The sequence below is a fragment of the Sulfitobacter sp. TCYB15 genome, assembly GCF_040435955.1.
In the GTDB taxonomy this organism is placed as follows: domain Bacteria; phylum Pseudomonadota; class Alphaproteobacteria; order Rhodobacterales; family Rhodobacteraceae; genus Sulfitobacter; species Sulfitobacter pontiacus.
In genome coordinates this window covers 1,569,515-1,588,616 of the sequence record NZ_CP159193.1, presented here as the reverse complement: position 1 = coordinate 1,588,616, position 19,102 = coordinate 1,569,515, and the positions used below count along the sequence as shown (strand labels likewise).

General features: G+C 62.5%; 23 protein-coding genes. 7 read left to right on the top strand and 16 right to left on the bottom strand.

What is annotated here, in order from left to right; all coding sequences use genetic code 11:
• Positions 1–80: 80 nt before the first annotated feature.
• The 4 genes from ABM428_RS07630 to ABM428_RS07615 all read right to left on the bottom strand — a co-directional run bounded on the left by ABM428_RS07630 (position 81) and on the right by ABM428_RS07615 (position 3,111).
• Positions 81–464 (bottom strand): NADH:ubiquinone oxidoreductase subunit NDUFA12, encoded by a 384-nt coding sequence (locus ABM428_RS07630; protein ID WP_005852787.1) that lies wholly within the window; start codon positions 462–464, stop codon positions 81–83.
• A gap of 83 nt (positions 465–547) precedes the next feature.
• Positions 548–907, bottom strand: a complete 360-nt coding sequence (locus ABM428_RS07625; RefSeq protein ID WP_353627795.1) for a RidA family protein — start codon at positions 905–907, stop codon at positions 548–550.
• Positions 908–1,051: 144 nt separating this feature from the next.
• On the bottom strand, positions 1,052–2,317 hold the full coding sequence (gene clpX, locus ABM428_RS07620) for an ATP-dependent Clp protease ATP-binding subunit ClpX (RefSeq protein WP_005852783.1): 1,266 nt from the start codon (positions 2,315–2,317) through the stop codon (positions 1,052–1,054).
• 134 nt (positions 2,318–2,451) lie between these two features.
• Positions 2,452–3,111: an ATP-dependent Clp protease proteolytic subunit gene (locus tag ABM428_RS07615; RefSeq protein WP_009826714.1), complete on the bottom strand. Its 660-nt coding sequence runs from the start codon at positions 3,109–3,111 to the stop codon at positions 2,452–2,454.
• 367 nt (positions 3,112–3,478) lie between these two features.
• On the opposite strand from ABM428_RS07615, the gene ABM428_RS07610 reads away from it, so the two are divergent.
• The 3 genes from ABM428_RS07610 (at position 3,479) to ABM428_RS07600 (ending at position 7,011) form a co-directional block, all read left to right on the top strand.
• Positions 3,479–5,509 (top strand): PhoX family phosphatase, encoded by a 2,031-nt coding sequence (locus tag ABM428_RS07610; RefSeq protein WP_353627794.1) that lies wholly within the window; start codon positions 3,479–3,481, stop codon positions 5,507–5,509.
• 138 nt (positions 5,510–5,647) lie between these two features.
• Entirely contained in the window at positions 5,648–5,962 is a 315-nt protein-coding gene (locus ABM428_RS07605) for a helix-turn-helix transcriptional regulator (protein WP_132996782.1), read from the top strand.
• Complete coding sequence (locus ABM428_RS07600; RefSeq protein ID WP_132996783.1) at positions 5,959–7,011, top strand: permease; 1,053 nt, start codon at positions 5,959–5,961, stop codon at positions 7,009–7,011. The genes ABM428_RS07605 and ABM428_RS07600 overlap by 4 nt, the downstream gene beginning before the upstream one ends.
• A 15-nt stretch (positions 7,012–7,026) precedes the next feature.
• Here the strand turns inward: ABM428_RS07600 and ABM428_RS07595 are convergent, their stop codons facing one another.
• A complete protein-coding gene (locus tag ABM428_RS07595; RefSeq protein ID WP_132996784.1) occupies positions 7,027–8,226 on the bottom strand; it encodes a zinc ABC transporter substrate-binding protein in 1,200 nt (399 codons plus the stop codon).
• 88 nt (positions 8,227–8,314) lie between these two features.
• Between ABM428_RS07595 and ABM428_RS07590 the strand changes: the two genes are divergently transcribed.
• Genes ABM428_RS07590 through ABM428_RS07580 form a run of 3 tightly spaced genes read left to right on the top strand, consistent with a single transcriptional unit; the run spans position 8,315 to position 10,396 of the window.
• Positions 8,315–8,797, top strand: coding sequence for a Fur family transcriptional regulator (locus ABM428_RS07590; RefSeq protein WP_005852777.1), 483 nt, complete (start codon positions 8,315–8,317; stop codon positions 8,795–8,797).
• Positions 8,794–9,612, top strand: coding sequence for a metal ABC transporter ATP-binding protein (locus tag ABM428_RS07585; protein WP_353627793.1), 819 nt, complete (start codon positions 8,794–8,796; stop codon positions 9,610–9,612). The genes ABM428_RS07590 and ABM428_RS07585 overlap by 4 nt, the downstream gene beginning before the upstream one ends.
• The gene (locus ABM428_RS07580) at positions 9,605–10,396 is read left to right on the top strand and encodes an iron chelate uptake ABC transporter family permease subunit (RefSeq protein WP_180827530.1); all 792 of its coding nucleotides are present in this window, start codon (positions 9,605–9,607) and stop codon (positions 10,394–10,396) included. Before ABM428_RS07585 ends, ABM428_RS07580 begins: the two co-directional genes overlap by 8 nt.
• A gap of 74 nt (positions 10,397–10,470) precedes the next feature.
• On the opposite strand, the gene ABM428_RS07575 is transcribed toward ABM428_RS07580, so the two are convergent.
• Entirely contained in the window at positions 10,471–12,018 is a 1,548-nt protein-coding gene (locus ABM428_RS07575; RefSeq protein ID WP_037943973.1) for an MHYT domain-containing protein, read from the bottom strand.
• Between ABM428_RS07575 and ABM428_RS07570 the strand changes: the two genes are divergently transcribed.
• Positions 11,989–12,189, top strand: a complete 201-nt coding sequence (locus ABM428_RS07570; protein WP_168592642.1) for a hypothetical protein — start codon at positions 11,989–11,991, stop codon at positions 12,187–12,189. The two genes, ABM428_RS07575 and ABM428_RS07570, sit on opposite strands and share 30 nt — an antisense overlap.
• A 60-nt stretch (positions 12,190–12,249) precedes the next feature.
• On the opposite strand, the gene ABM428_RS07565 is transcribed toward ABM428_RS07570, so the two are convergent.
• The 10 genes from ABM428_RS07565 to phnC form a co-directional block, all read right to left on the bottom strand.
• Positions 12,250–13,236, bottom strand: a complete 987-nt coding sequence (locus ABM428_RS07565; RefSeq protein WP_353627792.1) for a TonB family protein — start codon at positions 13,234–13,236, stop codon at positions 12,250–12,252.
• Complete coding sequence (locus ABM428_RS07560) at positions 13,233–13,622, bottom strand: biopolymer transporter ExbD (protein ID WP_289082132.1); 390 nt, start codon at positions 13,620–13,622, stop codon at positions 13,233–13,235. Before ABM428_RS07560 ends, ABM428_RS07565 begins: the two co-directional genes overlap by 4 nt.
• A 3-nt stretch (positions 13,623–13,625) precedes the next feature.
• Positions 13,626–13,970 (bottom strand): ExbD/TolR family protein, encoded by a 345-nt coding sequence (locus tag ABM428_RS07555; RefSeq protein WP_373276842.1) that lies wholly within the window; start codon positions 13,968–13,970, stop codon positions 13,626–13,628.
• A 28-nt stretch (positions 13,971–13,998) separates the two neighbouring features.
• Positions 13,999–14,691: a MotA/TolQ/ExbB proton channel family protein gene (locus ABM428_RS07550; protein WP_353627790.1), complete on the bottom strand. Its 693-nt coding sequence runs from the start codon at positions 14,689–14,691 to the stop codon at positions 13,999–14,001.
• The gene (locus tag ABM428_RS07545) at positions 14,691–15,122 is read right to left on the bottom strand and encodes a hypothetical protein (protein WP_353627789.1); all 432 of its coding nucleotides are present in this window, start codon (positions 15,120–15,122) and stop codon (positions 14,691–14,693) included. Before ABM428_RS07545 ends, ABM428_RS07550 begins: the two co-directional genes overlap by 1 nt.
• Positions 15,123–15,346: 224 nt before the next feature.
• Positions 15,347–15,652, bottom strand: coding sequence for an SH3 domain-containing protein (locus tag ABM428_RS07540; protein ID WP_353627788.1), 306 nt, complete (start codon positions 15,650–15,652; stop codon positions 15,347–15,349).
• A gap of 115 nt (positions 15,653–15,767) precedes the next feature.
• A complete protein-coding gene (locus tag ABM428_RS07535) occupies positions 15,768–16,679 on the bottom strand; it encodes an HAD family hydrolase (RefSeq protein ID WP_353627787.1) in 912 nt (303 codons plus the stop codon).
• Entirely contained in the window at positions 16,676–17,485 is an 810-nt protein-coding gene (phnE, locus tag ABM428_RS07530) for a phosphonate ABC transporter, permease protein PhnE (protein WP_289084437.1), read from the bottom strand. The genes ABM428_RS07535 and phnE (ABM428_RS07530) overlap by 4 nt, the downstream gene beginning before the upstream one ends.
• Positions 17,482–18,276: a phosphonate ABC transporter, permease protein PhnE gene (gene phnE, locus ABM428_RS07525; RefSeq protein ID WP_005852762.1), complete on the bottom strand. Its 795-nt coding sequence runs from the start codon at positions 18,274–18,276 to the stop codon at positions 17,482–17,484. Before phnE (ABM428_RS07525) ends, phnE (ABM428_RS07530) begins: the two co-directional genes overlap by 4 nt.
• Entirely contained in the window at positions 18,273–19,058 is a 786-nt protein-coding gene (gene phnC, locus ABM428_RS07520; protein ID WP_005852760.1) for a phosphonate ABC transporter ATP-binding protein, read from the bottom strand. The genes phnE (ABM428_RS07525) and phnC overlap by 4 nt, the downstream gene beginning before the upstream one ends.
• Positions 19,059–19,102 lie beyond the last annotated feature (44 nt).

Sequence of the window (19,102 nt, the reverse complement as noted above, 5' to 3'; positions counted from 1 at the left end):
CTTGAACGTCAAAGGGCGTTGCCAGCAGAGCCAGGCCGACGCAGCAGCGCGCGCCCGATCACGGGGCGCGCGCGTGGCGTTTATTCGGGCTGCCACGCCTCGTAGTCACCGCGGTCCGCAGGCTTTTCGCGGCGGATCGATCCTGCGGGCGCATAGGCCAGGGCGGTGCCGGTCAGGTTCTCTTGGTGGGGCTTTTCCCAGGTCTTATGCGCCAGCGGACGCGCCTCGGGGGTTTCATCCCACGAATGGTGCAGCCAGCCGTGCCAATCCGCGTTGACGCGCGTCGCCTCGATCTCGCCGTTGAAGATCACCCAGCGTTTGCTGCTGTCCGCGTTGCGGTAGTACACATTGCCCTCGGCGTCTTCGCCGACCTTGATGCCCTTGCGCCACGTGAACAGTTGCGTGTTCAGCGTCTGGCCGTTCCACCACGTCACGCCGCGCAAAAGAGAGTTGAGAATGCCCATAGAGGTCTCCTGAAGCTTTGATGGATATATGCACCAAGGCCGCGCAAAGGTCTAGCGGGCTTCGGGGCAGATAGCCGCGGTTTTCAGCCGGGTAGGCAGGCGGTGACTTCGATTTCGATGCGGTATTTGTCGTCGATCAGCCCGCATTCGATCATTGTCGCGGCGGGCGGCGCGTCGCCAAAGACCTCGGACAGGATCGGCCAGCAGGGTTCGAACTCTGCACGGTCGGGCAGATAATAGTTCACGCGCACCACATCCGCCATGGTGCAGCCTGCCTCGCGCAGGGCGCCTTCGATGATCGCAAGGGCGGCACGGCACTGGTCGGTCACGGTATCGCCCTGCCCCACGGTGCCCGCCACATGGACAAAGCCCCCCGCCACAACGGCGCGGCAGTAGCCGATTTTGGCTTCGAATTCACCGCCGGAAAAAATACGTCTTGTCATGATGCGCCTCTTGTCTGTCATGCCTGCCCCTGTCAAAGCGCCTGCCCTTGCTAAGGTCAAGCGACAAAGCGGCGGCCCCCTGCCAGATACGAAAAAGGCGCACCATCGCTGGCGCGCCTTGATCAGTTAACATGCATGCGATGCCTAGCCGGCGGTTGCAGGCTCTTTCTCGGCGTCGGCGTGGATCATCAGCGGTGCCGCGTCAGAGGTCACCGCCTCTTCGTTCACAACCACCTCGGTGACGCTGTCCATGCCGGGCAGATCGAACATCGTGTTCAGCAAGATATCTTCGAGGATAGAGCGCAGACCACGGGCACCGGTTTTGCGTTCGATGGCGCGTTTCGCAATCGCCAACAGCGCGTCATCGGTAAAGGTCAGCTGCGTATCCTCGATCTCGAACAAGCGCTGGTACTGTTTGACCAACGCGTTTTTCGGTTCGGTCAGGATGGTGACCAGCGCGTCCTCGTCCAGATCCTCAAGCGTCGCTAGAACCGGCAGACGGCCTACGAATTCAGGGATGAGGCCGAACTTCAGCAGATCTTCCGGTTCGAGGTCGGTGAAAATCTCGCCAATGCCGCGGGCATCCTGATCGCGCACATCGGCACCAAAGCCCATGGCAGACCCTTTACCGCGCGCGGCAATGATCCGGTCCAGACCGGCGAAAGCACCGCCGCAGATGAACAGGATGTTCGTGGTATCCACCTGCAGGAATTCCTGCTGCGGATGCTTGCGCCCGCCCTGCGGCGGGACAGAGGCCACGGTGCCTTCCATCAGTTTCAGCAAGGCTTGCTGCACGCCTTCGCCGCTCACATCACGGGTGATGCTGGGGTTTTCGGATTTGCGCGTGATTTTATCAACTTCGTCGATATAGACGATGCCGCGCTGTGCACGCTCGACATTGTATTCAGACGCCTGCAACAGCTTGAGGATAATGTTTTCAACATCTTCCCCGACATAGCCCGCTTCGGTCAGTGTCGTCGCATCGGCCATGGTAAAGGGCACATCCAGAATACGCGCCAGCGTTTGCGCCAGCAGCGTCTTACCGCAGCCCGTGGGGCCGATCAGCAGGATGTTGGATTTCGCCAGCTCGATGTCCCCACCCTTCTGGGCGTGGTTCAGACGTTTATAGTGGTTGTGCACGGCAACCGACAGCACCCGTTTGGCCATCGCCTGCCCGATCACGTAATCGTCCAGAACATCACAGATGTCTTTCGGGGTCGGCACACCATCGGTGGCTTTCAGCCCCGAGGCTTTGGTTTCCTCGCGGATGATATCCATGCAAAGTTCGACACATTCGTCACAAATGAAGACAGTCGGACCTGCAATCAGCTTGCGCACCTCATGCTGACTTTTGCCACAAAAGCTGCAATAAAGTGTGTTCTTGCTGTCGCCGCTCGAAGTATTAGCCATTTCAACCCTTTCAGGTCTGTCGTTTGATCGTGTCCGCCATACGGCAGCCATCTATATATTTTTTTGCTCGGTGCCAGCTTAGGCCAGCGGTGCGTGGTCCACAATCGCAAAATAACAGGCCACGCACGCCTTATTTACTTGCCTTTTTTGTCGCCATCTTTAGGCGCATCAGGATCATCCATCTTGCCGCGGTTCTCGACGATCTCGTCGATCAGGCCCCAGTCTTTGGCTTCTTCGGGCGACATGAAGTTGTCACGCTCAAGCGCTGCTTCGACTTTTTCCAGCGGCTGGCCGGTGTGTTTGACATAGATCTCGTTCAGGCGCGTTTTCAGCTTTTGCGTTTCCTGCGCGTGAATCATGATGTCCGTCGCCTGACCCTGATACCCGCCGGAGGGCTGGTGGACCATAACGCGGCTGTTGGGCAGCGAGAATCGCATGCCTTTTTCGCCCGCTTGCAGCAACAGCGACCCCATGGATGCCGCCTGCCCGATGACCAGTGTGGACACCTTCGGTTTGATGTACTGCATCGTGTCGTAGATCGACAGGCCAGAGGTCACAACGCCGCCGGGGCTGTTGATATACATGGAAATTTCCTTGGAGGGGTTCTCTGCCTCGAGGTGCAGAAGCTGCGCCACGATCAGCGAAGACATGCCGTCATGCACAGGCCCGTTAAGGAAAATGATCCGCTCTTTCAGCAGACGCGAGAAGATGTCGTACGCACGTTCGCCCCGGCTGGTTTGTTCAACCACCATAGGGACCAGCGTGTTCATATATGTATCATGTGGATCGTTCATAAAGCCTGCCTGATATTGCCGTTCGCCGGACCATACCCGCGAAACCTTGGCTTAAGATTAATCGCGCCACCTAGGGGGTTCAAGGGGGGCAGGACCGATCATCCCCTTGGCTTTGGATTTGGCCCTGCGCCACCGCCCTGCCCCGCTGATCTGTGCTGCGGATACCGGCAGCCGATTTTCGCCCACATCCTGCCCGTTCCTGCGCTAAGGTGGCGCGCAACAAAGCCCACCGCCGCGCGCCCTGTCACAGAACTGTCATGAAAGCGGAACACATTTGTAGCACATCGCGACGACATAAGGCGCAACCGCGAGTCACCTCGCCAAACGCAATGCCAAACGCACTGCCCGACACAATAAAGGAATAGCCATGACACGTCGCCAAATCCTCGATGATCCCGAAATCGGCAACAAGGCCGAAGCCTTTGAAGCCTTCGACGACATCCCCACCAACCCCAATCTGCAGCGCACCATCGGCGATGTGATCAACGCACGCTACGGACGCCGCGACATCTTGCGCGGCATGCTGGGGGTCACGGCGACAACCGCATTGTTCGGCACCTCGGCAATGGTCGCGCCGCGTCAGGCAAGTGCCGCGACCGCGGACAGCCGCTATGTCTTTAACGAACTGGCATGGGGCAATGACGAAACCCATCATGTGGCCGACGGCTATGACGCCAATGTGCTGCTGCGGTGGGGCGATCCGATCACCGCCGACGCGCCCGAATTCGACGTGATGAACCAGACCGCGGCGGCGCAGCTCAAGCAATTCGGCTATAACAATGACTACGTGGGCTTTGTCCCGCTGAATGACGATGGCAGCCGCGGGTTGCTTTGTGTGAACCACGAATACACCAACGAAGAGGTGATGTTCCCCGGTCTTGGCCGTCAGGACCGCGCGCAATTTTCCGGCATGACGCCCGCGCTCATCGACATTGAAATGGCCGCTCACGGTGGTTCGGTGGTCGAGATCGCCAAGGACGACGCCGGGGTCTGGCAGGTGGTGCGCGACGGCAAGATGAACCGCCGTATCACCCCGCTGGACACCGCGATGACCATCGACGGCCCCGCCGCGGGCCATGCGCGGATGAAGACCAACGACGACCCCGACGGGATGAATGTGATCGGCACGCTGAACAACTGCGCGGGCGGGCTGACCCCTTGGGGGACGTGGCTCATGGCCGAAGAGAACTTCCACGGCTATTTCTGGAGCGACCAGCTGGACGCCGACGGCAAACCAGTGATCGCCGATGACCACCCCGAAGCCGCGTCCTACAAACGCTATGGCGTGCCGGGCATGTGGTACGCCTGGGGCGCGCAATACGACCGTTTCAACATCGATAAAGAACCCCTCGCCCCCAATAAATTCGGCTGGGTGGTCGAGGTGGACCCGATGGACCCGACCTCTACCCCCGTCAAACACACCGCGTTGGGCCGCTTCCGCCACGAAGGTGCGGAAACCACGGTCAGCAGTGACGGGCGTCTGGTGGTCTATATGGGCGACGACAACCGCTTTGATTACCAGTATAAATACGTCTCGGGGGGCAAAGTCTCGGACGACCGGGCGGCCAATGCCAAACTGCTGAGCGATGGCACGCTTTATGTCGCGCGCTTTGACGAAGATGGCACGGTGGCTTGGCTGCCCCTGACACACGGCACCGGCCCGCTGACGGCTGAAAACGGCTTCAATGACCAAGGCGACGTGATGATCGACACGCGGATCGCGGCCGATCTGCTGGGCGCGACCCCGATGGACCGCCCCGAAGACGCGCAGCCCCGTGGTGACGGCACGGCCTATATCATGCTGACAAACAACACAAAACGCACAGAAGAAGAGGTGAACGCCGCCAACCCGCGTGCCGACAGCAGCTTTGGCCACATCATCGAGATCAAGGAAGACGGCGGCAACCACGCGGCAACGCAGGGGCGCTGGTCGATCCTTGTGAAATGCGGCGATCCGTCGGTGTCGGACGTGGGCGCACAATGGAACCCCGAAACCTCTGAAAACGGGTGGTTCGGCAGCCCCGACAACTGCGCCATCGACGCCGATGGCCGCCTGTGGGTCAGCACGGATCAGGGCAGCAACTGGGCCAAGACGGGCAAGTCGGACGGGCTCTATGCGGTCGAAACCGAAGGCGAGGCGCGCGGCACGTCCAAGCTGTTCTTCCGCTGCCCCGTCGGCGGAGAGATGTGCGGCCCCTACTTTACCGACGACGGCGAGACGCTGTTTGTCGCCGTGCAACACCCCGGCACGGACGGGACAAAGAACATCCCCGGGTTCGAGCGTGAAAGCACCTTTGAAGATCCCGCCACCCGCTGGCCCGATTTCGATCCCAAGATGCCCCCGCGCCCTGCGGTGGTTGTGGTCACCAAACAGGGCGGCGGCAAGATCGCCGTCTGACGCCCCGACCCTATTCCAACCAAATTCATTTCAAAATCTCTGCGCCCAAGGGTTCCCCCCCTTGGGCGCAATTTCTTTGTCGCGCCGGTAAATGCGAATCATCTTTACAAAACTAGTTTTATAGTTTTGTTTGGCGCTATGACAGAACATCAAACAACTGCCCGCGCCCTCGCCGCCCTTGGCCATGATACCCGCCTCGCGATCTTTCGCCTGCTTGTCCGCGCCGGTGAAGACGCGCTGACCGTCGGAGAGATCGGTGCCCATCTGAATGCGGCCCCCTCCACCCTTGCCCATCACCTTGGGGCATTGGTCGATGCGGGGTTGATCATCCAGCGCCGCGACGGGCGCAACATCGTCAACCGCGTCGATTTCGACGTGATGCGGGCCACGCTTTCGTTTCTCACCTCGGAATGCTGCACCGGCGTTTCGCTTAAGAAGGAGTCCGCCGCATGACCGACCTGCCCCACCCCGCGCGCAGCCCGCTCAGGTCGCTGGCCCATCACATCTGGACGCGAGAACGCGTGTGGCTGGTCTGTATCGCGGTGCTGGCCGCTGTCGCAGCGCTCGATGCGCCGCTTGCCGTGACCAGCGTGCACTTCACCGCGACCAACCTGCTGGATGTCGCGCCGTTTCTGATCCTGTCCATCGCGGTTGCCGCCTACGCGGGTGCCACGGGGGCCGACGGGCTGATCGCACGTGCCTTTACCGGATCACCCGCCGTGATGATCGCCATTGCAGCACTGGCCGGCGGGGTGTCGCCCTTCTGCTCATGCGGAGTGATCCCCTTGATCGCGGCGCTGCTGGCGATGGGGGTGCCCCTGTCCGCCGTCATGGCCTTCTGGCTGGCGTCGCCCGTCATGGATCCGTCGATGTTCGTGCTGACCACCGGCGTTCTGGGGGTGGAGTTCGCGGTGGCCAAGACCATCGCGGCCGTCGGGCTCGGCGTGTTTGGCGGGATCATAGTGCACCTGCTGTCCCGCGCGGGTGGCTTGGCCGACCCGCTGCGCGACGGCGTGGGCAATGGCGGCTGTGGCGCGTCGAAGGTCCGCACAACGCAACCCGTGGTTTGGGCCTTCTGGCACGACAAGACGCGATCCGCCAAATTCCTGCGCGAGGCCGCCAAGACCACGACCTTCCTGACCAAATGGCTGACGCTGGCGTTCCTGCTGGAAAGCCTCATGCTGGCGTGGATTCCCGCAGAGACGGTGACCCGCGCCCTTGGCGGCAGCGGGCTGGCCCCGATCGGGATCGCGACCTTGGTGGGGGTGCCGGCCTATCTGAACGGCTATGCCGCGCTGCCGCTGGTGGGCGGGCTAATCGGACAGGGCATGGCCCCCGGTGCGGGTCTGTCGTTTCTGGTCGCGGGCGGGGTGACCTCCCTGCCCGCGGCCATCGCCGTCTGGGCCTTGGTCAAACGCCCTGTCTTCGCGCTGTATATCGGGATCGCACTGACAGGGTCATTTGCCTCGGGGCTGCTGTTTCAACTTTGGGCGTCACTGTGACGCCCAAAGCGGGGCTTACTTTGCCAGACAGCTGGTAAAGGCTGCGGCCAGATCGCGCAGCAATGCGGGGTACATGTCCACCCCCGGCTCAAGCGCGACGCCAATCGGATCAAGCGAGGCGGATTTCAGCGCCGTGCCGTCTTGGAGTGCCTCGACCAGACCGGCGTTGAACTGGGGCTCGGTAAAGACGCAGGCGGCTTGCGTGTCCTTTACCACATCGCGTACCTCGGCCAGACGCGCGGCACTGGGGGCGGCCCCATCGCTCAGCGAGATCGCAGCACTTGCCTCTACGTCAAAGCGGGCTTCGAAATAGTGATAGGCGTCGTGGAAGACGACAAACTTCTGCCCCCGAAGCGGCGTCAGCTCGGCCTGAATATCGGCCTGAAGATCTACCAACTGCGCTTGGGCCTGCGCAGCGTTGTCCGCGTAAAGCGCTGCGTTTTCAGGGTCTTGCGCGGACAAGCTTGCAGCGATGGCATCCAACCAGACCATTGCGTTTTGCGGATCCAGCCAGATATGCGGGTCCAGAGCGCCGGGTGCATGATTGTGCCCTTCGTGAGCGTCTGCCTCTTCATGTGCGTCATGGTCGTGGTCATCGTGATCTGCGTGGTCATCGTGACCTTTGTGGTCATCATGGCCTTCGTGGTCGCCGTGATCGTCATGCTCGGCATGGTCGTGCCCTTCATGATCGCCGTGATCTTCGTGGTCTTCATGCGCGCCGTGGTCGTGACCCTCGTGATCCTCGTGGTCGCCATGCCCCTCATGAGCCGAATGGTCGTGCCCTTCGTGATCATCGTGCCCCGCGTGGTCGTCATGACCGTCGTGATCATCGTGACCTTCATGATCTCCGTGATCATGGGCTTCGAACGCAACGCCGCTGCGGTTGGTCAGCAGGCGGATACCCTCTACGTCTTGCAAGGTCAGACGTTCGGCCCCCTGCGCCAGACTGCTCATCGGCTCTTCGAGCCACGGGGCCAGCGACGGACCGACCCAGACCACCAGATCGGCCTTGGCCACCGCGCGCGCCTCGCTGGGGCGCATGGCATAGCTGTGGGGCGACGCGCCGGGCGGGATGATCAGATCGGGGCTGCCTGCACCCTGCATGACCATAGACACCAAAGAATGTACCGGCGCGATATCGGTGGCGACACGGGGCACCTCTGCATGGGCCAGACCGGCAGAGAAAAGTAGGGTTGTGCAAAGCAGGCGGCGCATTGGCGGGCTCCTATTAATGTTATACTATAACCTTGATAGATCACACGTTATAACATATCAACACCGAACCCTGCTACGGAGGCGAAATATGTCGACCATTGGATTTGAAACGCATGATCACGGGGCCTGCGTCGACGACGCGATGGCCGCCGCAGAGGCGCGTTGCGCGGCCTCGGACCTTCGGCTGACACCGATACGTCGCCGCGTGCTGGAACTGCTGCTGGCCGAACACCGCGCCTTGGGGGCCTATGATATTCTGGGGCATCTCTCTGCCGAAGGGCTCGGGGCGCAGCCGCCCGTCGCCTATCGCGCGCTGGACTTTCTGGTGAAGGCGGGGCTTGCCCACCGGATCGAGGCATTGAACGCCTATATCGCCTGCAGCCACGTCGGTGCTGATCACACGCCGGCCTTCCTGATCTGCCGCAGTTGCCAATCGGTTGCCGAAAGCGACACGACGCTGACCCAAGGGCGTTTGGGCGATGCGGCCCGCGCGGCGGGGTTCCAGATTGAACGCACGGTGATCGAGGCGCAGGGCCTCTGCCCTTCCTGTCAGGACGGAGCCACCGCATGAGCCTGATCGCCACCCGGAACCTGACCCTGCGCATTGGCGGGCAAACGGTGCTGCGCGACGTTGATATCGCCGTAGAGCGCGGCGAGATCGTGACCATCGTCGGCCCCAACGGGTCGGGCAAGTCGAGCTTGCTGCGGGCGTTGATCGGCGCGCTGAAACCCGCGTCGGGGACGATCACCCGTGCTGCGGACCTGCGCATCGGCTATGTCCCGCAAAAGCTGCAAATCGACGCGACGCTACCGCTGACGGTGCATGGCTTTTTGAACCTGCCCCGCCGCCAGCCCCGCGAGACCATCGCGCAGGCGCTGCTGCAGGCGGGGGTCACGGATCTGGCGAAAAAGCAGATGACCGACCTGTCGGGCGGCCAGTTCCAGCGCGTGTTGCTGGCACGCGCCCTGCTGAACAAACCCCATATCCTGATCCTCGACGAGGCGACGCAGGGGCTGGATCAACCCGGCTCTGCCGCGTTTTACCGCCAGATCGAAGAGGTGCGCCGCGACATGGGCTGTGCCGTCTTGATGGTCAGCCACGATCTGCATGTGGTGATGGCGGCTTCGGATCGTGTGCTGTGCCTGAACGGTCATGTCTGCTGCGAAGGCACCCCCGAGATCGTCGCCGATGCGCCGGAATACCGCGCGTTGTTCGGCACTGGCACCCAAGGGGCGCTGGCGCTTTACCGGCACGAACATTCGCACTCGCATGATCATGCACATGATCATAGCCACATGCACGACCACGACCACACCCACGACCATGCGCAGGGCCATACCCATGGTGCCGGCTGCAACCACGCCCATGGGGACCAAGATGCTTGATGACTTTTTGATACGTGCCGGGCTTGCCGGTATCGGTGTGGCCTTTGCGGCCGCGCCTTTGGGCTGTTTCGTCGTCTGGCGGCGCATGGCCTATTTCGGTGATGCGACCTCGCACGCGGCTTTGCTGGGGGTCGCGCTAGCCTTGGCGTTCGAGCTGCCGATTTTCGCGGGGGTGCTGCTGGTGGCCCTGTCGATGGCGCTGATCGTGACGGCGCTGAACGGGCGCAGCCTTGGCACGGATACGCTGCTGGGGGTGCTGGCCCACGGGGCGTTGGCCATCGGCCTTGTGGCGGTGTCGCTGCTGCCGAACCAGCGCGTCGACCTCAGCGCCTATCTGTTCGGAGAGATCCTGGCCGTGACCAAGACCGATCTTGCGATCATCTGGAGCGGCGCCGTTCTGTCGATCGCGCTGCTGGTCTGGCGCTGGCAGGCATTGCTGTCGTCCACGCTGAACCCCGATCTGGCGACGGCCAGCGGGGTCAATCCGCGCCGTGAACAGCTGATATTGACGCTGGCGCTGGCGGTGACGGTTGCGGTCGCGATCAAGGTGGTCGGCGCGCTGCTGATCGCGGCGATGCTGATCATCCCCGCCGCCGCCGCCCGCCCCTTTGCCCGCACGCCCGAAGTCATGGCCATGGCGGCCTGTATCATCGGCATGATCGCTGCCTTGGGCGGGCTGGCCGCGTCCTTTACGCTCGACACGCCGACGGGGCCCAGCATCGTCAGCGTGGCGGCGGTGCTGTTCATGTTGTCCTCTGGCGTGGCCCCGTTGCTGAAACGCTAGGCGCGGATCTGCACACACCAAGGGCCGCAGCATCACGCTGCGGCCCTTGGTGTTTCGGGGGTGGCCCTATTCGGTCAGGCGGCTGCCGCGAAAGACTGCGACGGGTGCCCGGTGCTCACCAGACTATGCGGGAAGAAGACCGAGAATTTGGTGCCCTTGCCCACCGTGCTGGAGACCGAGATATCGCCCCCATGCGCCAGCGCCAGCTTCTTGCAGATCGCCAGCCCGAGCCCTGTACCGCCTTCCGACCGGTTGTCGGCGCTTTCGATCTGGGTGAAGGCCTGGAAGATCGATTCCAGATCTTTCTGTTCCATCCCGACACCATTGTCTTCGACCTCGAAGCGGAAGCCGCCACCGTCCACTTCGGCCCGCAAGAAGATATCCTTGCCCTTGGAAAACTTGAGCGCATTGCCCACCAGATTGATCAGGATCTGCAAGCAGCGGCCACGGTCGGCGTTCACGTCAAGGCTGCCGTCGGGGATATGCAGGGTCACATCCTTGCCCTGCGCCATGCCCTGAAACTGGTCCTCGACCTGCGCCAGCAGCGCCCGTGTGGGAAATGTGGTCTTGGCCAGTTTGATGTCGTTCAGCTCGATGCTGGTATAGTCGAGAATATCGTTGATGATCGTCAGCAGGTGGTTGCCCGCGAATTTGACGCGCTGGCCATAAAGCTCTGCCTGATCCCCGATGATATTATAGTGTTTTTCGGTGATCGGTTCACCCGGCGACAGTTTGGCCGTGGTCGTGGTCTTAAGCTTGGTCAGGAAGCCCGCATAGCCGATCACGATGGTCAGCGGCGTGCGCAGTTCGTGGCTGAGAACGCTCATGAATTCGGATTTCGCGCGGCTCGCCCCTTCGGCAGCGTCGCGGGCCTTGCGCAACTCCTCGATGCTTTCCATGCGGGTCCGGTTTTCGATGAAATAGGTGAACAGGCCGCCAAGGGTGATCGTCGTCGCCGTGCCCGCGATCACCAGTGCCAGCAGCTTGTATTCTTCGGGGTTGGTATAGCCGGGTTTCAGCCCGATGCAGTCCACGCTGAACGCGGCCATGCCGGTGAAATGCAGCCCGATGATGGCGAGCGTCAAGACGCCCGTCATTTGCAGCCCGCTCCACCGTGCGCTGCGGCTGCCCAGATAAAGCGCGGCAGTCGACAGGACCACCGCCAGAATAACAGACCCGATGAGGTAGCCACGGTCCCAGGTCACCACGCCTTCGACGCGGTAGGCCACCATGCCGGTGTAGTGCATCGCCGATACCGCAACGCCAAAGATCGTGCCGCCGATGATCGTGCTCGCGAGCGACCGGAACATGCCCGCCACCATGATGCCCACGGTCGACCCTGCAATCGCGATCAACAGCGAGACAAAAGTCAGTTGTAGGTTAAACGTTACCGGTGCCGAAGGCTGATACGCGAGGATTGCGATAAAATGCGTACACCAGACCGCAACGCCCGCCGTGATCGCCGTGAGGAAGTACCAGATCAGCGCCTGCCTGCGCGGGCGCCCCAAGGCGTGCTGATACAAGCGTGACACCACCCAGCAGCCAAAGGCGCAAAGCAGCCCGGCCAGAAGCACGAGACCAAGGTCGTGATCATGATGGATCGTATGGGCTACTTTGAACATGTCGGCGCACTCTACCTGTTGATTACCGGACAGTTAATCGGCGGAGAAAACGGCAGATTTGAGGCGTGTTTACGTTATACTGGTGGTAACCAAGAAAAAAAATCGATCATTTTTACCATGCGAAACAACAGCTTGCAGGGCACCAATCCGGCGGAAATGGCCAGTATATAAGGGCTGATGCCGCCGCGACGGCTGCACTTCAAGCAAAGCGCAGGGGGCTGAACGCCCCGCCTATTGCCCTTTGATCTTGATAGAATACTGCCGCCGCGCGCCAGCGGGGGGACGCGGGAAAGGGGCGGCCTTGCGGATCACCGATACCGCCGCCCGGTCCAGCGCGGCAGAGCCGGACCCCCGTGCGACTGACACAGAAGCCAACCCGCCATTGCTGGCGATGGCAAAAGAGATCGTCGCGGTGCCCGTGGTCCGGACCCGCGGCTTGCCCGCCCGCGAGATGCGGCGCATAACCTGACCGGGGTAGTTGCTGGCGGCGGCATTGCCTTGCGCCGATGCGGCGGCTTGGCGTTTGCCGGTGCTCGTGGATTTGGCCGATGTGCTTTGGCCCGACGAAGACCCTTTGGTCGCATTGCGCTGCGCATTGCCACGTGCGGTGGCTTGCTGCGTTGCTTTCTTCTTGGCGGCTTGCTGCTCTGCCTGACGGCGTTCACGCTCTGCCTGCTCTTGCTTGGCGCGGGCCTCAGCGATTTTGGCAGCGGTTTCAGGGTTCTTTCGCATGGGGCGGCGCGACAGGACGGGGGCGTCGCTGTCGGGGTCTTGCGCCTGCAGGGTTTCAGGCGGCGGTGCGACTTGCGCGCTCTCCGATGGGGGCACGGCCAGCGGCGCGGGCACCAAGGCGGCGGATGCTGCGGGGGCCGTAGGCGTCACCGCTGCCACCTCTGGCGGGGTCACGGGCTGCGCCTGCTCCGGCGGGGTGACCGGCTCGGCCTGTTCGGGCGGGGTTTGCTCTGCTGTGGTGGGGCGCAGGGGTTCTGCGGCGGTAGGTGCCTCGGCAACCGGCGTCTCTGCGGGTTCTGCCGGTTCCGGCGTGAGCGTGCCCACGGCCATATCCGCGAAACTGCTGCCCATCATCGCCTCGACCGGCGCACCGCTCCCTTCGATCGCGATCTCTTCTTGCGGCAGCCCGATGGTGACCGCCCCCGCGACGATCCCGACCGCCAAGACGAAAGAGATCCCTTTGGCTGTAGGAGAATGCGATATCATTGCAGTGCCCTTTGCGTGACGAGCATCACCTTTTGCGCCCCCGCCGCGCGCAAGTCGCGGGTCAGCGTGACCAGCGTCTCGGCCGGCAAGGCGCGATCCGGCACAAGGCGTATGATCTCGCGGTCTTCGTCAGACAGGCTGGCGACATAGGACGCAGCATCCACCTGCTCCGCGCCTTGGTAGGTCAACCGCCCGTCGGGGTAGATCACCAAAGCGTCCGGCGGGGCCTGACCCTCAAGCGCGCGGGTCTCGACCAGTTTCAGATCGGGGTCCAGCGGCTGCGCCAGCGTGCCCGCGACCATGAAGAAGACGAGCATCAGAAAGACGATATTGATCAACGCGATGGTCGGTTCACGCTGCGGTTTGGATTTGGCAAATCGGCGCATCTGTCAGCCCCCCAATACCGACACCTGCAAGGCAGGCATCTCGCGCAGTTTGACCAGCACATCCGTCAACCGCTGCGCGTCCACATCCGCCCCGAGCGAGACGAGCAGCACGGTGCCCTGCTCGGCCTCGGCCAAGGATGATCCGGCCAGCGCGTCCAATGCGATTTCTTCGCCATTCAGACGCAGGGTATCGGGGCCAAGCTGCAAGAACACCGGCTTGGCATCGCTGGCCTGCGCGACCGCGCCCGAACCGGCAGCGGCCAGCGGCACCTCGGAGAACTTCGAGAACGTCGAGGTCAGCATAAAGAACAGCAGCAGCAGAAAGATGACATCAATCAGGGAGGTCATCGACAGCCGCCGTCTGCGCGTGCGCGGCCTAGCCATGTGCGGCGACCATTTCAGGCGTCGGCGCTGGCGTCGCGGCGGCAGAGGCTGGCACGTCGTTGGACGGGTTCAGCACCGTCAGGATCGCCTTATCCGCGATCACCCGCTCTGCCTCCATCCGCTGTTCCAGCCAGCTGAGGATCAGGGCCGTGGGCATCGCCACCACCAGACCGACAGCCGTGGTCAGCAGCGCCACCCAGATACCGCCCGCAAGGATCGACGGATCGACCTGCGATCCGGCGGCTTGCAGCGACCGGAACGCCTCGATCATGCCCAGAACCGTACCGAACAAGCCCAACAAGGGGGCCAGCTGCGCCACGGAATCGAGCAGGCGGAAACCGGTTTCGAGCTTGGCAAAACGCGTCTCTGCCTCGGCTTGCAAACGCTCTACGCCTGCGCCGCTGCCCTTGCCGTTCGACACCATCGCCATCTTGATCACGGGGGCGAGGTAGCTTTTCGACCGGCCCAAAGCTTCGCGGGCGACGGGTCTGTCGCCACGGTCCCATGCCTCTACCGCTTCGGTCAGCGCCTTGTGCCGCCCCACGGCAGAGCGCCAGAACTGCCAGACCTTATAGATCGCCACTGCCAACGTCAGCACGGCGACGCCCATCAGGACAACAACAACCGGCCCGCCGGTTTCAGCGATTTGGCGAAACGATGCAATCAGTGCAGAGAACATATCCATCAGCCCAGAACCTCGATTGACGTGCGTGATGTAGGCAGCAGGCCGGTGTCACAGATGCCACTGGCGCTACCGCCCGTCTCGCAGGCGTTGGCCCCGTTGAACAGGATGCGGCCCAGCCCTTCGCAGGTGGTTTGCGGCACGACGAACTGGCGCACGCGCGGGCGGGCCGGTGGCAGGGTGCCGAAATCAAACAGCGTCAGCCGGTCCACCTGCCCTTCGGTGTCAAACAGCACCGCCTCGTAGATGATCTTGTCGACCGGTGCCTCCAAGCCATTGGTGATCATGAAGGTCAGCTTGCACGCATCTTCGGTGGTCTCTGCCGCGTTCAACTCGACCGAGATTTGATCCTTGATATCGGTCTCTTGCGCGGCGACCAGCGGGGCTACGATCACAACGGGCAGCGACAGAATAGCGGTACGGAAACGGGACATGGGACCTCCTGACCGTGGGAAATGACGATAAGATTTTTGGCTAAGGCGCTGTGGGCACCTTTGGCTCTGGCGCGGCGCAGCGGGCAAACAGCCCTTTTGGCACAGCGCGATTGCGCCGTGCCTAGCAAAGATCACGACAAGGCGCAATCCTGACTTTAAAGATCAACTATTCAGGAATGCACGCGCCAGCGACAAACCGCAAAGGCGCCCCTGCGCCGCCCGCGTTACTGAAGTTTGCGCAGATAGGCCCAAGACACATGACCGCGCACGCGGCGGGCCTGATCAAGCGAGACGTCGCACCAGCGCGTACCGCCGGTATGCTGACAATCGTGCACCTGCAAAATGGTGCCGTTGGGCAGACCAAGCAGCACGATGAACCCCGTCCCCGGCCCTGCACGCATCTTGAGCATGTCATCCTCACCCACGCCCGTTACCTCGAAACGGCCCAACGATCCTGCGGTTGCGGGGGTGGTCCCCAAGGTGGTCGCGATCACGATTGCCGATATGGCGGCGGTCACTGCTTTGCGCATTTTTCTTGCCCTTGTTCTGATAGCCTCGGGTTCGGTGGTAGCCTGTGGGGGCCACAAAATAAACCGTGATATCGCCCAAGGGGTCATGATCCGCCGATGCGCAGGGGCGCGGGCGTCAGATGTTGGAGACGATAAAATCGGGCGACAGACCGGCCTGCGCGATGGCATCCGTCACATCCAGCCCCGTGAGCGCGCCATAGCCCGTGACCAGCGCCGTGGCAAAGCCCGCCTGCGCGCCGCCCAGAATATCGGTATGCAGCGTATCGCCGACCATCAGCACCCGTTCGGGACGCAGGGCGCGATTGAACCGGCCGAGGGCGATGTCAAAGACCTGCCCGAACGGCTTGCCCAGAAACACAGGCATCACACCGGTGCGATCGGCCAGCCGGTGCGCAAACCAGCCCGGTTCCCGCGAGAGGCCCGTTTCACGCGGTGCCACCAGATCGGGGTTGCCCACCAGCACCGGACGGGGCGCGCGTTTCAGCGACGCCTCCAGCAATGTCTGCCGACGGTCGGTCCAGCCGTCCGCGCCCACCAGCAAGAACCCGTCCTGCGCATCGTAGCTTTCGGCGTCATCCCCCAGCACAGTCGTGTTCAGCGTCGCCAGTTCCCCCAGATCGACGGCGGGGTTGATCATCAGGCCCCATCGGCACGGCGGCAGCCCTGCGATATGCGCGGTCAGCGCTTCGCGGCTGGTGGTCACCTCGGAGGCGGAGAAATCGAACCCCAGACGGGCGTAGCGCGCCATCATATGCGCCTTGGGATAGGCAGCGGAGTTTGACACCACGCCAACCGCCTTGCCCGCCGCGCGCAGCGCCGCGATGGTATCGGTCGCACCGGGGATCGCGGTTTCGCCGACGTTCAGCACGCCATAGGCGTCAAACAGGATCAGATCGAAGCGCGCCGCGATGTCGGTGAACATGCCGGTTTCCGCCAGACCGCCCGCCGCGGTGCGCGGCAGACGGTCGGCGATTTGCAGATAGCGCGCGAAGGCGCTTTGCGGGTCGACGCCGATATTCTGGGTCACAGGATACGGCGGCGCAGATAGGCAGAGATGACTTCCCCCACCACCACCAGCGCGATGATCGCCAGCAGGATGGTCGCGACCTCGGGCCAGTTGAACGTGTCGATGGCGCCTTGCAGGATGATCCCGATACCGCCTGCGCCCACCAGACCCAGAACGGTGGATTCGCGCAGGTTGATATCCCACCGCAGAATGGCGACCGCCCAGAAGGTCGGCATCACCTGCGGCACGATCGCATAGACGATAACCTTGAAACGCGACGCGCCCGTCGCCTCAAGCGCTTCGACGGGGCGTGTGTCGATCTCCTCGATCGCCTCGCCCAGCAGTTTGCCGATGAACCCGATAGAGCGGAACATGATCGCCACGATACCGGCCACAACACCGGGCCCGAAGATCGCCACAAACAGCAGCGCCCAGATGATCGTGTTCACCGACCGCGAGGTCACAAGGATCAGCCGCCCCAGCCACAGGGTCACACGGTTGGGTGTGGTGTTCTGCGCCGAGATATAGGCGACCGGCAGCGACAGCAGCACCGCAAAGGTGGTGGCGAATGTCGCGATGTTCACCGTGTCCCACAGCACCTTGAGGATGGTCTCCAGATTACTGGGGTCCGGCGGATACATCCGGCCAAACAGATCGGCGATCTGTTCAGGGGCACCCCAGACCCACGGCCAGATCACCTCTATCGAGGTGAGCGCCCAGGCGATGGCCAGCCCACAGCCCAGAAAGATCGCATAGCGCGTCATACGTTGCTTGAACGTAAAGCGGGACCAGTCGTCGCGCCCGAATTGCGTGGAAAGTGAGGTCATTGGATACGCTTTCGGATAACGCCGCTGACGGCCTCGGAAAAGAGGATCACCCCGACGATGACGATGGTGATGGCAAGGGCAAAATCATAGTCATAGCGGCCGAAGGCATTGGCGAGCGTCGCACCGATGCCCCCTGCCCCCACGATCCCCACCACGGCAGAGGCCCGCAGGTTGGAATCAAGCTGGTAGATGGTCAGACCGATCTGGCGCGGCATGATCTGCGGGAAGATCGCGTACGACAGCGTCGAGAAATACGGCGCACCGGCGGCGCGCATGGCCTCGACCTGACCAAAGTCGATCTCCTCGATCCGCTCGGCCAGCATCTTGGCGACAAAGCCGATGGAATAGACGGTCAGGGTCAGCACACCGGCGAACGGCCCGAAGCCAACGGCCTTGACGAAAAGGATCGCGACAATGACCGGATGGAAGCTGCGTGCGATGATGATAAGGGCGCGGCCCAGATAGAACACGGGCTTGGGGGCCACATTACGCGCGGACATAAAGGCGATGGGGATCGACAGCAGCACGCCAAGCGCCGTGGCCAGCACCGCGATCTTGAGGCTTTCGAGAAACCCGTCGATCAACAGGCCGCTGCGTTCAAAGCTCGGGGGAAAGGCCCCGCCAAAGATCTTTCCTGCGCGGCCGATACCTTCGGCGACGCGGTCCCAGTCGATGGGCATGGTCAGCCCGACCCAGCCGAAATAGGCGATGGCCCCCAGATACACGGCCCAGCGGAGCGCCGGATTGGCGATGAAGGGCGGCTTGACCCAAGTGTCGCGCGGCGCGGTCATGATGCAGCCGCCTTGTCATCCGGCCCGCCGCTGCGGTCGGCATGGGGGCTGCCCGCATAGATCGCCTCCATCGCGGCGGGGTCCAGCATGTCGGGCTTGTCGTCAAAGATGATCCGGCCATAGCGCATGCCGACGATGCGGTCGGTGTATTCCTTGGCCTCGTTCACATTGTGGATGTTGATTAACACCGGCAGCTTGAGCTCGCGCGACAGGTCGCGCAGCAGGCCCATGATCTGTTCCGATGTCTTGGGGTCAAGCGATGCGGTGGGTTCGTCCGCCAGCAGGATATCGGGCTCTTGCATCAGGGCGCGGACCACGCCGACACGCTGACGTTCACCGCCCGACAGCTGATCGGCGCGGGTGTCGGCGTAATGGGCGATGCCGACCCGTTCCATCAGCTCGTAAGCGCGGCGGATGTCTTGCTTGGGATAGCGCCGTGTGATGGCGGACCATGTTGAAATATACCCCAGACGGCCCGACTGGACGTTCTCCATCACGGTGAGACGATCCACAAGGTTGAACCCCTGAAACACCATCCCGATCTTGCGCCGTGCGGCCCGCAAGTTTTTGCCCCGCAGGCGGGTCAGGTCGGTGCCGTTCAGCTCGATCGTGCCGGAGGTGGGTTCAACCAAACGGTTGATGCAACGCAGCAACGTGCTTTTGCCCGCACCGGAAGACCCGATGATCGACACGACGCTTTCGCCCTCGATTGTGAGGTCGAGATTCTTGAGGACCGGATCGCCTGAGCCGTAGCGTTTGACGAGGTCAGTAATTTTCAACATGTAGGATACCTTATGCGTGAGGCCGGCCCATTGGGACCGGCCTC